Raw genomic sequence first — 13,979 nt, forward strand, 5'->3', positions numbered from 1 at the left:
GCCGAGGGGGAGGCGGGGGCGGCGGCTTCGCGTCAGGAAGGGCGTGAGGTCATGTCCGCCGCACGTAGCGAGGCGGACAAGGCTTCGACAGTTACACCCGGGAGGGCGCGTCCCGCGGTAGCAGAGGCGATACGGCTACCGAACGGAAAGATCTATTCCAGTCCGAGTGTGCGAGGAGCGGCGCCAGATCTGCATCCTGATGTCCAGGAGATTTTGGAGGCGATCCCCGTGCTGGAGCGTGGCCAGGGGCATGGCAGATGCGGCTTGGCGGTGTGCGTATCGCAGGCCTTGAATGATGGGTTCGATCCGACCGGAGCTCGTGCGGCGGCTGTCACTGTGCGAAACTCGGTGGAGCACGCTAAGCACGGAATGGTTGTCGGGCCCTGTGATAGTTGTGTGGCGCTTGAGGATGCGTTCGAAATGAAATTCGAGGGACTCAATGGTTGAATTTTCCGCAGAGGTGGAACGCGAGCTCCGTGCTGCTGGTTGGTTTCAGGGAAGGAGTGTTGATACAAAGTCGTGGCTCGAACATTTCGAGGCAACTGGGCTGCATGCGCATCCGGCTGCACGGGGCTTTTTGGCGGAGTTTGGTGGCATTGCCGTCGACATTTCAGGCCCGGGCGTTAGTCGATCTCGAGAACCATTTGAGTTTGATCCTATGCAATGCCTGGGTGAGGAGGACCGATTCATGGATTGGAGTGAGCACGTCGGTCGCTCGATCTTTCCCATCGGTGTGCACGATTTGGGGAGATTCTTCTTGGGTATCGACGAGGACAGCTCGATCTATCTCGTCGAGACGTGGCTCGCCTCTTTCGGGCGGATGCCAGAAGCGATGGAGAACTTGGTCCTCGGAGTGCGCGCAACTGTCATCGACGACGGGGCCGCGTGAGGATTTTTAGAGAGTAAGGTGCCCAAGTAGTGGGAGCGCGAGGGTCTTTACCGTCCCGGTTTAGTTGCGGATGTACTCCTGATAGAGGGTCGTTGGTCTAAAACTTGGTCCTTTCGAAAGGCGACTACGCACGGGCCGTGCGGCTCGCCGATCGGCACCGGCGCTGCGAACCAAAGGTGTAGTTACGGCAATCGGTGCAATTTTCGGCGTCGGAGCAGCGCCGCGCCGCAGGGGCGTCTTCTCCTGTGGGGGCACACGGTTCCGTCCCGGTCGGCGGGACTGCTTTCAAGACCACGCGGGCTATGATGCGGAAGAGTCCGGCTGCGACAAGGGCCGCCCGAGGCGCAAGTAAATTTTGGCGCGGGCCAGGTGCTTGCGAGGTGTCCTCTCGAGCTTCCCCCGAGTGGCCACAACCCGGGCTAATCGCAGCTCGTCGAGTATTACACACATTGCGTACCGGCTTGCATCGGTGGTTATGCAGATGCGGCGCCATGTGTGGCGGATATTTTGACTCCGAACGGCCTAGCGTTACTCGCTGAAGTAAGCATAAAAGTGACACAGGATGAGGTTCCGGGCATCGTGAGCTTGCTCGATGTAGTAGTCTCAACTTTAGGCGCGGGAGAGGCTATAGTTATTTGCTAGGCAACCTTGGTGTGAGGCGGCGGCCTGTAAATTGGGTGTCCGCTTCAGATGCATTGCTGCAGATAGAAGTTGTTGAATTCCCTTATAAGTGCCTTGTGTGATGGCCGACTCGCAGGGACTTTACGGTGTGAAGTCGTTCACGACATGGAGTTCCGTTGAAGATCCGAATGTACACGATGCGACAAGCGAGAAACGTTTCTCTCTTCCTCGGCGGCGCATTGATCGCAGTAGCCGTGAGTCTGTCATCTGTGCTGGCTCAGGTGTTCCTCGGGCTCCTGGCGCTGCTCGTCGTCGTGCGGTTTTTGTCGCTACCCTCTCAAATCTGGGTCCGCGTCGACGCCGAGGCCATAGCTTGGAAGACGCCACGGGGCGGGGTGAAGAGTGGCCTCTCGCCCTCTGATTCCGTCCGTGTGGAGGACATCGTCTCGGCGGTCGTGATCAAGGAGGAGGCGAACGTCCGAGTTTTCGGGGCGCGGAAGCAGGTGGATATGCGGGGAGTGCGGTTGGGGCTGCGGTCCGGGGAGGGCATCGTGCTGCCGCTTCGGGTCGTCGCCACCAACGTGAGCACCACCTCGCCGCTTCGGGTACTTGTCGACGAATTGAAGCGCCAGCACCCGGAGTTGGCTTCAGGCCTTGCCGTACCGACCATGTGAGCCAAAGGGAAGCACCCGGATCGGTGACCTCGATCAGATCACATCTCGTCGGGGTTCGCCGTCCAGGAGCCGGCCCTCGACGGTACGGGGCCGCATGCGGACGCTGGTGAACTGGGCCGGTTTCCCCACGTGGGACGTCTGCCCTGCTGGTCCGGCGAGCCGGGCCGTCAGGAGGAATCCAACCCCATGATCGGGTTCACAGAGAGACTCCGCGGCGTTGTACGGGTAGAGACCACCATAAGATGACCCTTCATGTTCGGCGGGACGCTCGATGAGGTGCGGCCCGCCGATTTCAGCGGTCCCTCGCTCTCTGGGTGTTACCAGCCGCCGGTGAGCCGCAGCCGGCTGGTGAGCTGGGCGGTCCCGTCGTTCACCCACTGGTCGAGCTCGCCGGTGGCGTCGCTGCGTGCGATGAGGTGGTCGCGGCCCGGCTCGCGGAAGGCGCCGGAGGTGGTCTGCGTGTAGTTCCAGTCGTGGCTCAGAAGCTCCTTGGAGCGGAAGGTGCCATCGGCGTTCGCCCTCCACAGGTACAGATCGGCCCGACTGTCTTTGGCGATGAGGTCGGGTTTGCCGTCGCCGGTGAGGTCCGCGCCAGTGGTCTCGGTGAAGCTCCAGCCCCCAGTCAGCTGACGCGGGCCGCCGAAGGCGCCGTCGCCTCGGCCGGTCCACAGGTGGAGGTTGTTGGCGGTGTCTTTGGCGATGAGGTCGGGTTTGCCGTCGCCGGTGAAGTCGGCGGCGTTGGTTTCGGTGAAGCTCCAGCCGGTGGTGAGCTGGCGGGGGCGGTCGAAGGTGCCGTCGCCTCGGCCGGTCCACAGGTGGAGGTTGTTGGCGGTGTCTTTGGCGATGAGGTCGGGTTTGCCGTCGCCGGTGAAGTCGGCGGCGTTGGTTTCGGTGAAGCTCCAGCCCCCGGTCAGCTGACGCGGACCACCGAAGGTACCGTCACCGTGGCCCGGGGCGTCGATGTCCTGATTGCCGGGCCACAGGTACAGCACCCCTTGGCCGTCCCGGGCGATGAGATCCGCGGTGCCGTCCCGGTTGAAGTCGGCGGCCGTGGTCTGGGAGTAGCGCGGAGCAGGACGGGTGGCCGGGGCGGGGGCCAGTACGTCGGCCATTGTCTGGTTGCCGTTGTCGTTGAGGTGCAGCCGGTCGTCGCCGCGGGTGTAGTAACCGGCGAACAGGCGCGTGGGGTTGAGCGGGTCACGCGTGGCCCGGTCGAAATCGACGTAACTGTCGATGTCCCGGGTCGTGCGGATGTAGCGGTTGTACTCCTGGCGGACCTGCTCCTTGGCCGCGCTGTAGTCCGGATTCCCCTCGAACGCGGGAAGGGTGGCGACGGTGAGGGTGCGGCCGGCGGTGTGCGCGCGCTGGGCGAGGTCGCGGACCGCCGCCACGAGGGCCTCGCTGGTGGCCTCGTTGTACAGGACGTCGTTGACGCCGGAGTACAGGATCAGGTGCGTGGTGTTGGGCTGGTCCAGGGCGTCGCGGTTGAAGCGGCGGACCAGGGCGGGCCCGTAGACGGCGCGGGTACCGGTGCTGTCGGTCAGCAGGCGGTTGCCGGAGATCCCGGCGTTGACGACGCCGCTGGGACGCGCTCCTTGTTGCAGCGCCCGGCTGTAGGCGTCGGTCCACCGCCGGTTGGTGTCGGGGGTGGTGTGGCCGCCGTCGGTCTGCGAGTCGCCGATCGCTACGACGGTGCCACCGCCGGCACTGGCGGTGACGTCCAGCCCGCTGAGGTAGGCCCAGTGCGGGAAGCGCGCGGGAAAGCTCTTGGAGCCGCTCGCTGCGGCGAGGTCGCTGTCATCCCCCGGCGCCGACGCGTACGAAGTCGTCAGCGTGTACTGGTGGTACGGGGCGGTGGCCACCGGCTCGGGCAGGTACAGGCTGACGAGGAGGTTCTCGTCGGCCTTGACGGGAAAGTCCGCGGGATCGCTGTCGATGCTCTGGCCCGGTGCGATCACCGTTTGTCGCGTACCGCCGAACGACAGGGACACGGGGGTGTCCTGGGCGGCGGCACCCTGATCCTGGCGGGCGATCGTGGCGTGCCCGATCGTCACGGGTTCCGTGCTGAAGGTGTTGGCCAGGTGGATGCGTGCGGAGCTGCCGGCGATGCTGGTGTGCACCACCATGCGGATCGTCTGGCGTCCGGTGACCTGGGACTCGGCGGCGGGGGCCGCCGTGCCGAGGGCTGTGCCCCAGGTACGGGTCCACTCGGCCGCCGCCGTGCGGGTGGCGGCGACGGGCGATGACGCCGGGGGGCGCTGGACGGCCGCCGCGGCGGAGGTGTCGACGGCGAACAGGGCGGCCGACAGCCCTGTCGCCACCATCACCGTCCCGCGTATGCGTGTCATCCCCCGGTACCTGCGCGGGCGGGAGGGCGTCATCGGTGGTTCTCCTCGTACGGGTTGCTGTGTCGAGCAGGTGGTGGAGACGATCTGGCCGGGGGTATGCGCGGATGTACGCACACCCCCTGCCGTCGGAACGGAAGTGCGGCTGGCATGCGGCAGCCTCGCCAGGGCTATGCGGTCATGAGCGCCCGTGCCGGGCAGCGGCGCTGCCCGGCACGGCTGTATCGCTCGGTGGAGCCCAAGGGTTCGGGCGACGCGGAAGGGTCTTTGAGGCAGGAGGGCAAGCACTTTGGCCCTGATATTGCCGTTACCAGTTGTTGGTGAGTCGGAGGGGGTTGGTGAGCTGCGGGTTTGCGGTAATCCACTGGTTGAGGTCGCCGGTGGTGTCGCTGCGGGCGATGAGGTAGTCACGGCCCGGACCGCGGAAGGCTCCCGCAGTGGTCTGGGTACTGGCCCAGTTGCGGCTGAGGAGTTCCTTACCGCGGAAGGTGCCGTCTCCCTTGCCCTTCCAGATCCAAAGGTCGCTTCGGCTGTCCTGGGCGACGAGGTCGGTTCTGCCGTCGCCGTTGAAGTCACCTGCGGTGGTCTGGGTGAAGTCCCAGCCGCCGGTCAGGCGGCGGGCGCGGTCAAACGCACCGTTGCCCCGGCCTGTCCACAGCTGGAGGTTCTTGGCGGAGTCCTGGGCAATGAGGTCGATCTTGCCGTCGCCGTTGAAGTCGCCCGCGGTGGTCTGGGTGAACTTCCAGCCGCCGGTCAGGCGGCGGGCGCGGTCAAACGCACCGTTGCCCCGGCCTGTCCACAGCTGGAGGTTCTTGGCGGAGTCCTGGGCAATGAGGTCGATCTTGCCGTCGCCGTTGAAGTCGCCGGTAGTGGTCTGAGTGAAGTTCCAGCCATCGGTCAGGCGGCGTACACGTCCGAAGGTTCCGTCGCCGCGCCCCGGGGAGTCGATGTCCTGGTTGCCGGGCCAGAGGTAGAGGGTGCCGCGGCTGTCGCGGGCGAGGAGGTCCGCGGTGCCGTCGCGGTCGAAGTCGGCCGCTCTCGTCTGGGTGAAGTGGGGGGCGGGGCGGGTGGCCGGGGCAGGCGCCAGGGTGTTGGCCATGGCCTGGTTGCCGTTGTCGTTCAGGTGGAGGCGGTCGTCGCCGCGGGTGTAGTAGCCGGCGAACAGGCGGGTGTGGTCCAAGGGATCACGGGTGGCCTGGTCGAAATCGGCATAGCTGTCGATGTCCCGGGTCGTGCGGATGTAGTCGTTGAACTCCTGACGGATCTGCTCCTTGGCCGCGGTGTAGTCGGGGTCACCCCTGAAGGGGGGGATGGTGGCGACGGTCACGGTCAGGCCTGCGGCGTGTGCGCGCTGAGCGAGGTCGTGAATGGCCTGGATGAGAGCCTGGCTGGTGGCGTTGTTGTAGAGGATGTCGTTGACGCCGGCGTAGATGATGACCTTTCGGACGCCGGGCTGGGCCAGGGCGTCGCGGTCGAACCGGTTGAGTACCGAGGGGCCGTAGGAGGCGCGGGATCCCGTGCTGTCGGTGAGGAGCCGGTTGCCGGAGATCCCGGCGTTGACGATGCCGCTGGGGTGCGCGGATCTCTGCAGGGCACGGCTGTAATCGTTGATCCAGCGCTGATTGGTGTCGGGGGTGGTGTGGCCGCCGTCGGTCTGCGAGTCACCGATCGCCACGATCGTGCCGCCACCGGCGCTGGCGGTGACGTCCAGTCCGCTGAGGTAGGCCCAGTTGCCAAAGCGTGCGGGGAAGCTCGCACCGCTGCTGGCCGTGGCACGGTCAGCGGTGTCTCCCGGCGCCGACGCGTAGGACGTCGTCAGGGTGTACTCGTGGTACGGAGCCGTCGTAACCGGCTTGGGTAGGTAAAGAGTGACCAGGAGGTTCTCGTCGGCCTTGACCGGGAACGCCGCGGGATCGCTGTCGACGCCGGCGCCCGGCGCGATCTCGGTCTGGCGGGAACCGTTGAATGTCAAGGAGACAGGAGTGCCCAGGGCCGAGGCCCCCTTGTCCTGGCGGGCGATTGTGGCATGCCCGATCGTCACGGGCTCCGTGCTGAAGGTGTTGGCCAGGTGGATGCGGGCGGTCCTGCCGGCGGTGCTGGTGTGCACCACCATGCGGATGGTCTGCCCTCCGGTGACCTTCGACTCGGCGGCGGGGCCCGCGGTGGCAAGGGCCGTACCCCAAGTCCGTGTCCACGCACCACTTGAGGACTGACCGGCAGCCGCAGGCGACTTGACGGGCGAGTGCAGTCCGCCAGTTGTGGGCGGGTTCGTGGGAGAAGGCTGGCCAGCAGCCGCAGACGACCGTGCGGGCGAGGGCTGACCGGTGGTCACCGACGGCCCCGTGGGTGAGGGCTGTGCGTCGGGGGCGGTCGACTGCGCGGGGGAGGGCACTGCGTCGGGTGCGGACGGCCCCGCAGGTGACGGCTGTGCGGCTGCCTGGCTGGGCACGCCGAAGGCGAACAGCGCGGTGGACATACCAGCGGTGTGCATGCCCACCATCGCCGCGCGCACGCGTGTGCTGCGCCGGTCCGGGGGTTTGCGATGGGTGCCCATGAACAGTTCTCCTTTTGCGGGGTGAAGACAGGTAACAAGTACTCGTCCCGCCAGGGCAGGAATGGGATGGATGGCCTGCGGCTCGGTGCGGGAGCGCTACGACGCGAAGGTGCGCCTGCTCGGTGCGGCCGCGACGATGCCAAGGGCCCAACTCGCCGCAGAACGACTGCAGCGCCATAGCCGTGAGGGGTGTCCGTAAGGCACACGGACACCCCTGCTCCGCATCGGTCAGGGCATCTGATCGGCCGGTACGGGTGCTACTGCCCGGGTGCGGTGGCGCTCCCGAAGGTGCCGTTGCCGTTCCCGGCCCACAGGCGCAGTTCCCCGCCGGTGGTACGGCCGACCAGGTCGGCCTTGCCGTCACCCGTGAAGTCGCCGGCCACCGTCTGCGTGAAGTTCCATCCGCCGGTGAGCGCCCGCGCGCCGCCGAAGGTGCCGTTGCCGTTTCCGGGCCACAGGCGCAGCTCGCCGCCAGCGGTACGGGCGATCAAGTCGGCCTTGCCGTCACCGGTGAAGTCAGCAGCCGTGGTCTGGGTGAAGTCCCAGCCATCGGTCAGCTTGCGCGGAGCGCCGAAGGCGCCATTGCCGTTTCCGGGCCACAGGCGCAGCTCGCCGCCAGCGGTACGGGCGACCAGGTCGGCCTTGCCGTCACCGGTGAAGTCATCGGCGGTGGTCTGGGTGAAGTCCCAGCCGCCGGTCAGCTTCTTGGGGGAGCTGTACGTACCGCTGCTGCTGCCCGTCCACAGGAACAGGTCGCCGGCAGAGTTGGTGGCCACCAGGTCCGCCAGGCGGTCGCCGGTGAAGTCGTCGGCGGTGGTCTGACCGAAGCCCCAGCCGCCGGTCAGGTGCCTGGCGGCGGCGAACAAGCCGTTGCGGGCGCCGCTGCGGACGCTCAGGGACTTGTCCGCGGCGACGGTGAACAGGTCGGTGACAGCGTCACCGTTGTCGTCACCGGCGACCGTAATGGCCGGGGCCGCGGCCGCATCCCGGAACACCACGGTGCTCACCCACGCCGAGAGGTCGTCGAGGCGGGCGTCGAGGGCGCTGGTGCGCTTCTCGTTCTCGTCGGTTCCCAGGCAACCGCCCTGCCAAGAGCGGATGTTGAGCGCGACGAGCTCGGCGCCGTCACCGCTGCCGCGTACCGCCGGGGCCCCGGCGTCGCCCTGGCAGATCACCGCGTTGTCGGAGCCGTTCAGCCCCACGGAGGCAGGGTCGGTGTAGGCGACGGTGAAGACGGAGGTGTGGAGCTTGTTGGGCACCCATTCGGTCTTGGTCCGCCCGTACCCGGCGACCTGCAACTGCTCACCTTCCGCCGCAGCCCTGGCGGCGACCTTGACCGGCTTGGCGGCGCTCTCCGGGACGCGCTGGGCGAGCTTGACCATCACCACATCACGGTCGGGGCGCGGGACCAGTTCGACGGCCTCCTGCACACTGCCGGTCGCCTGGGCCAGATCAGTACGGCCCACGGTGACGGTGGTCTTGACCTCGGGCTTGCCGGCCAGGGCCGGCTTGCCGCCGTCACTGAAGCAGGTCGCGGTGGTGATGACCCACTGGGCGTCGACCAGGGCGCCCGAACAGGCGACGCGGTCGCCGATGTTCAGCTTCGCGGTGAAGGCATAGTCGTTCCCCCTGGTGTCGTCACCGGCGAGGGCGGTGGCGGGGGCAGCGGTCAGCAGTCCTGCTCCCACCGCGGTGGCGAGCAGACTGGTCGTCCACGCGGCGCGCGAACTGACTGTAAACATGGTGATCCTTGGAGCTTGCAGAGGAAGAAGGTGCCCGATCGGGCAGGGCGGCGTTCGACGGCCGGGGGGCCTCAGTAGCCGTAAGTCAAGACGCTGACGTGGTGGGCATGCTCTAGCGGTACAGAGACACGAGCCTCACGCAGTGCCTGGTGGCGGCGTCAGGGCCGAGGCCCGTCCGTCAGCCGGTCACGCGCAGCTCGACCAGGACGGAGCGCTTGCCGATGTCGCTGGTTTCACCGACGGGGGTGTATTCGTTCTGCTCGCCGGGCTGGGCGGCGGGGGCGTTGACGACTTCCTGCGTGCCGTCGGCCTTGGCGGTGAGGGTGGCCTTCACCGGGTGGGCCTTGGTCCAGATGCCGTAGGCGTCGGGAAGTTCCAGCGTCACAAAGCCCTGCTTGCCGCTGACGGTGAAACAGAAGTAGTGACCGCCGATGTACGACTCGACCTGGATGTCGTAGCCACTGTCGCAGTTGGTCAACAGGATGTGACCGTCACCCCGCTTCAGGGTGATCTTCTGGTTCTGGAGGATCTGCGCCGCGTTGGGGTAGGCGAAGCTCTCGGCGGTCGACGGCATGTCAGCGGCGTCCGCCGCAGAGGAATTGGCCTTGGGAGCTGCCTGTGCCGCAACAAGCGCAGTGAAGCCGACTGATGCCGCAACCACCCCAACACCGGTCGATATGAGCGCCTTACGGGCACGGGACAACGTCACAACATCCTCACAATCATGGAGCACAGGCACATGAGAAACCCATGAGATTCACGTAAGTAAAACATATGTAAGATGCACTTGAGCGCGCCCCCGACCCCATGACCAGGGGGAGTTGTGGTCTCCCGGGGGAGAGCCGCGCCTACCGAGACACGCCTTCGCAGTCGCATGCACCTTCCCCTTGCCTGATGAGTGCAGGGGGAACCTCGACGCACTTGCCGGGTGGGCAGCTACAACCGTTCGCGCTGGACGCGAAAGGAATAAAACGGGTGAAACGTCCACTGCCCTTTGTGAGAACTGCGCACTCCCCATCAGACAGACAGCGGCGGCAGGGTGGCCTGCGCACCGTTTACGCCGCACTGCTGCCCTCGGTACTCGCCGCCGGGCTGCTGAGCACCACACCCGCCTCCGCGGACTCCACCGTCGATCTGTCAGAGAACCGTGGGCTGACCGTCGAGTACTGGAGAACCGGTGGCGCGGGGGTGAAGGAGGCCGCAGAGCGCGCGCTCCTGGGAGGCCCCGAGGAGATCAGACAGTTCCTCGGCACCAAAAACGACCTGCAGCGCACCGATGACCGGGTCGATGTCAGCCGGATCATCAACGCGGGCGGCACAGGGGTACGCGAAGCGGCCAAGAAGGCCCTCGAGTCCAAGAACCCAGACGATGTGGCCGCCTTCCTGCGGGAAGGCTGGAAGGCCCCGTTCGAGACAGATCAGCGCGCCGAGGTGTCGCGGATCATCAACTTCGGCGGTACCGGCGTCAAGGACGCGGGCAAGGCTGCCCTGGAGGGCAGCCAGGACGACGTGGCCAAGTTCCTGGCCGACGGTCAGTACGACGCCAGGAAGATCGACAACCGGGTCAAGGTCTCCAAGCTCATCAACTCCGGCGGCCCGGCTATGAAGGCTGCCGGGAAGGTCGCACTGCAAGGCAGCCCGGACGACATCGTCGAGTTCCTCGAGATCGGCCAGTTCACCGCTCGCAACCGCGACCAGGAACGTGCCAGCATCGCCCAGCTCAACGAGCAGGCCGTCCAGGCCGGGCAGCAGGCCGAGGAAGCTACCGAGGCAGCCCAGGAAGCCTCCGCCAAGGCGGTCGCCGCCTCGGACCTGGCCATGAAGGCAGCGAAGACAGCTGCGGACGAAACGAAGGACGCCAAGGCCGAAGCCGGTATGGCCGCTTCCAAGGCCAAGCAGGCTGCGGCCGCTGCCAAGGCTGCGGCCGCAGCCGCGCAGACGGCGATCGGCGCGGCCAACGCAGCCAACCGCTCGGCCCGTGTTGCCGCCCTGGCAGCCGCGCAGACCGCGAGCGCCGCAGCCGCAGCCGCCAGCGCCGCGGACGACGCCTACAACGCCTCGCTCGCCGCGCTCGGCAACAAGAACAAGGCTGAAGACGCCAAGAACTACGCTCAGAACGCCCGAAAGGCCGCCGGACTCGCCAAGACCTCGGCAGCCGCCGCCGAACAGGCCGGCAAGGCATCCGTCGCCGCTGGCGCAGCAGCGAAGGCCTCGGCCGATGCCGGGGCCAACGCCGATGCCGCAGCAGCCTCGGCTGACGAGGCCAACGCCTCGGCCGAAGCGGCCGGCATCCATTCCGGCGAGGCCAAGGCGGCAGCCGCAGAGACCCGCCGCCACGCCCGGGAAGCCAACCGCGCCGCCGCCGCTGCCCAAGCCCTGGCCACGAAGTCCGCCGACGCGGCGTTCGAGGCCCGCGACCACGCGAACAAGGCTGCCGGCCACGCTGAGAAGGCTGCGGATGCCGCAGAAGAGGCGGCCAAATATGCGGGCGACGCGACCAGGCTGTCCGCCGAAGCGGACAAGCAGGCGGCCAAGGCCAAGGAGGCAGCCGACGACGCAAGCGCGGCCGTCGCCTCCGCTAAGAAGCTCTTCGCGATTGCCCGGGAAACAGAGACCGAAGAACTCACCGCCCGCAACCACGCCGCTGTTGAGCGTGCCAAGTCCAACCAAACCGCCAGCGAGGAGTTCACCAAACAGCTCGCCCAGGTCGCCCTGGAAGACACCAACATCACCAACGATGCCGCCGCACTCGCCGTAGAGGCTGACAAGCCCGGAGCCGACACCAAGGCCATCGCGGCCAAGGGCCGCGCGGTCGCGCTGCGCGCACTCAAGCACTACGGTTCCTGGCGCCAGGAAGCAGCCGCTCAAGCCCTCTCCGGCGACAACACCGCCATCCTTGACTACTTGCGGACCGGAATCACGAAGGCTGCAGCAGACGAGGTGCGCCAGCAGGTCACGGACCTCGCTTCGGCCAGCCCCTACGAAGCGGTACGCACCGGTGCGGCGGAGTCATTGAAGGGCAGCGATCAGCGGGTCCGCGACTTCTACGCAAGCGGCCAGTACGAGGTGGCGGCGATCGACTACCGCGTACTGATCTCAAAGATCAACAACGCTGGCGGACCGAGTGTGAAGGAGGCGTCCAAGGCCGCCCTCGCCGACGGCAGCGCCAAGGCCATGTCTGCCTTCCTCAACAGCGGCCAGTACGAGGCCCGCAACATCGACGAGCGAGTCCTCGCGAGCAAGCTCGTCAACGACGGTGGCCCCGAGGTCAAGGGCGCCGCCCTGGCCGCGCTGCAGAGCTCCGCCGACCAACTCCACACCTTCATCCAGGTCGGCCAGTACATGGCCGACCGAAAGGACCAGCTCACCAACAACCACGTCGCCCAGGTCCAGCGCCTGATCAACGAAGCCGACGGAGTAGCCGCCACCGCCAAGAAGAACGCCTATCTCGCCGCCAAGGCGGCAGCCGACGCTGGCCACGCCAAGGACAAGGCTAACGAAGCCGCAGCCGAAGCCGACAAAAACGCCAGACTAGCCACTACCTACGCTAATGCGGCCAAAGACTCGGCCGACCAGGCCCAGGTCAGCGCCAATCAGGCCGCCAAGTCAGCCCAGACCGCCCGCAACGCCGCCGATGCCGCTGACCGCGACGCCGCAGCAGCCGACGAATCCGCAGCCCAAGCAGAATTTTCTGCCACATACGCCCGGAGTTCTGCGGAATGGGCCAATGATGCCGCCGATTCCGCTTACGCTTCTGCTTTGTCTGCTGGTAAGAGTTCCGGTGAGGCTCAGAAGTTGGCATCCCAGGCATGGGCTGATGTGGCAGCGAAGCGACAGGCTGAAGAGGCTGAAGCTCGCCACAAGGCTGATGAGCGCCGCAAGCAGCAGGAACAGAGCGAGCGTAAAAAGCACAAGTGCGTCCAGTTCATGAGCCGGGACAGCCTGGCTCCCTGCGTATACGACGAGAACGCCATCATCGTGATGCCCTCGGTCGACATGGACTTGGCCCAGCTCCTCCTCAAGGGAGGCATGGAAGTCCTCGGCATCAACGATGTCCTCAACTGCGTCAAGGATCCCAGCCTCGGTAAGTGCACCCTTGCTGCAGCTGGCGTGCTCCCTATCGGCAAGCTTAAGCTCGCTAAGAAAGCCGCCGAAGGCGTCGAAGACATCGCTAAGGGGTCACGAGCCGTCAAGGCAGGTGAAAAGTGCCTCACGTGCTTCCTCGCGGGCACCAAGGTCCTAATGGCGGGCGGGGCCAGCAATAGCATCGAGGCCGTAAAGGTCGGGGATTCGGTAGTCGCTACTGATCCCGTCAACGGCTTGACTCGGCAGCGTACGGTGACTGGCCTCGTCATCACCGAGCACGACAAGCTCTTCAACGAGCTCACCATCAGTACTCCGCTTGGTGCCGAGCAGCTCACTGCGACTTACGAGCATCCTTTCTGGTCGCCGACGGCGAAGGCCTGGATTAAAGCCGCTTCCCTGCGCCCCGGCATGACCCTGAGAACGGTTGACGGAAGTACAGTCACCGTGCAGGCAAACCGTGCTTTCGGGATGAACGCAAGAACCTACAATCTGACTGTCAGTGACCTGCACACCTATTACGTGATGGCAGGTCATACACCGGTACTCGTGCACAACGCGGGCTGCGGGCCTCAGTTCCGCGACGACACCGCGCACATCTTCCGCGACGGTCACCCTGGACATCTAAAGACTGATACTCCCGAGAACCGCGCACTGATCAAGAGTGCAATCAGTCCGGAGAACCTTAAGCAAAAGATCGAACTCCCCAACGGAAATGGAACCCTCGAGAAGTACACTAAGAACCTTCCTGACGGTACCCAGGTGTGGGTAGAAGTGCGCAATGGTAATACCATCACCAATGGTGGACTGAACCCGACTCACCAGTGAAAGAGAAAATCGTGGGCGAATACTCAATGGATGAGCATCAAGCATTCGAAGCCATGTCAAGGTTTATCTGGCAGTTCGCCAACCGTGCTGGCGATGACCTCCTGACGCTTCTTGGGGATATTTCCATGGAGAATGGAAAGACCTTCGACCCAGCTGCATGGACCGACTGGATGGAATGTGTGAAGGCAACTATGCGTACGAACTCGTAGCGTTTCGCTCCTCGGTTCCTTCAATACGGCGCCT

9 protein-coding genes are annotated in these 13,979 nt (G+C 65.8%); 5 read left to right on the forward strand and 4 right to left on the reverse strand.

Going from position 1 to position 13,979, the window contains the following annotated elements; genetic code table 11:
• The first annotated feature begins 51 nt into the window (after positions 1–51).
• The 3 genes from ACJA3G_RS02305 (at position 52) to ACJA3G_RS02315 (ending at position 2,184) form a co-directional block, all read left to right on the forward strand.
• Positions 52–447 carry a YwqJ-related putative deaminase gene (locus tag ACJA3G_RS02305; RefSeq protein ID WP_406551183.1) on the forward strand — a complete coding sequence of 132 codons (396 nt, stop codon included), beginning with the start codon at positions 52–54 and terminating at the stop codon, positions 445–447.
• A gap of 13 nt (positions 448–460) precedes the next feature.
• Entirely contained in the window at positions 461–889 is a 429-nt protein-coding gene (locus ACJA3G_RS02310; protein ID WP_406551147.1) for an SUKH-3 domain-containing protein, read from the forward strand.
• Between the two features lie 797 nt (positions 890–1,686).
• Positions 1,687–2,184, forward strand: a complete 498-nt coding sequence (locus tag ACJA3G_RS02315) for a hypothetical protein (protein WP_406551148.1) — start codon at positions 1,687–1,689, stop codon at positions 2,182–2,184.
• 317 nt (positions 2,185–2,501) lie between these two features.
• Here the strand turns inward: ACJA3G_RS02315 and ACJA3G_RS02320 are convergent, their stop codons facing one another.
• The 4 genes from ACJA3G_RS02320 to ACJA3G_RS02335 form a co-directional block, all read right to left on the reverse strand.
• Complete coding sequence (locus ACJA3G_RS02320) at positions 2,502–4,532, reverse strand: FG-GAP-like repeat-containing protein (protein WP_406551149.1); 2,031 nt, start codon at positions 4,530–4,532, stop codon at positions 2,502–2,504.
• A gap of 304 nt (positions 4,533–4,836) precedes the next feature.
• Complete coding sequence (locus tag ACJA3G_RS02325; RefSeq protein ID WP_406551150.1) at positions 4,837–6,636, reverse strand: FG-GAP-like repeat-containing protein; 1,800 nt, start codon at positions 6,634–6,636, stop codon at positions 4,837–4,839.
• Positions 6,637–7,340: 704 nt separating this feature from the next.
• The gene (locus tag ACJA3G_RS02330) at positions 7,341–8,825 is read right to left on the reverse strand and encodes an FG-GAP-like repeat-containing protein (protein WP_406551151.1); all 1,485 of its coding nucleotides are present in this window, start codon (positions 8,823–8,825) and stop codon (positions 7,341–7,343) included.
• Between the two features lie 178 nt (positions 8,826–9,003).
• The gene (locus ACJA3G_RS02335) at positions 9,004–9,399 is read right to left on the reverse strand and encodes a hypothetical protein (protein ID WP_406551152.1); all 396 of its coding nucleotides are present in this window, start codon (positions 9,397–9,399) and stop codon (positions 9,004–9,006) included.
• A gap of 401 nt (positions 9,400–9,800) precedes the next feature.
• Here ACJA3G_RS02335 and ACJA3G_RS02340 point away from each other — a divergent pair, with 401 nt between their 5' ends.
• Both ACJA3G_RS02340 and ACJA3G_RS02345 read left to right on the forward strand, forming a co-directional pair.
• Positions 9,801–13,736 carry a polymorphic toxin-type HINT domain-containing protein gene (locus ACJA3G_RS02340; protein ID WP_406551153.1) on the forward strand — a complete coding sequence of 1,312 codons (3,936 nt, stop codon included), beginning with the start codon at positions 9,801–9,803 and terminating at the stop codon, positions 13,734–13,736.
• Between the two features lie 11 nt (positions 13,737–13,747).
• Complete coding sequence (locus tag ACJA3G_RS02345; protein ID WP_406551154.1) at positions 13,748–13,945, forward strand: hypothetical protein; 198 nt, start codon at positions 13,748–13,750, stop codon at positions 13,943–13,945.
• Positions 13,946–13,979 lie beyond the last annotated feature (34 nt).

Source organism: Streptomyces sp. YS-3 (assembly GCF_045257485.1).
Taxonomy (GTDB): Bacteria; Actinomycetota; Actinomycetes; order Streptomycetales; family Streptomycetaceae; genus Streptomyces.

Bases quoted from the DNA above. Each gene is read 5' to 3' on its own strand.
- ACJA3G_RS02330 (WP_406551151.1), bottom strand. From the start codon at position 8,825: ATGTTTACAGTCAGTTCGCGCGCCGCGTGGACGACCAGTCTGCTCGCC.
- ACJA3G_RS02335 (WP_406551152.1), bottom strand. From the start codon at position 9,399: ATGCCGTCGACCGCCGAGAGCTTCGCCTACCCCAACGCGGCGCAGATC.
- ACJA3G_RS02305 (WP_406551183.1), top strand. From the start codon at position 52: ATGTCCGCCGCACGTAGCGAGGCGGACAAGGCTTCGACAGTTACACCC.
- ACJA3G_RS02320 (WP_406551149.1), bottom strand. From the start codon at position 4,532: ATGACACGCATACGCGGGACGGTGATGGTGGCGACAGGGCTGTCGGCC.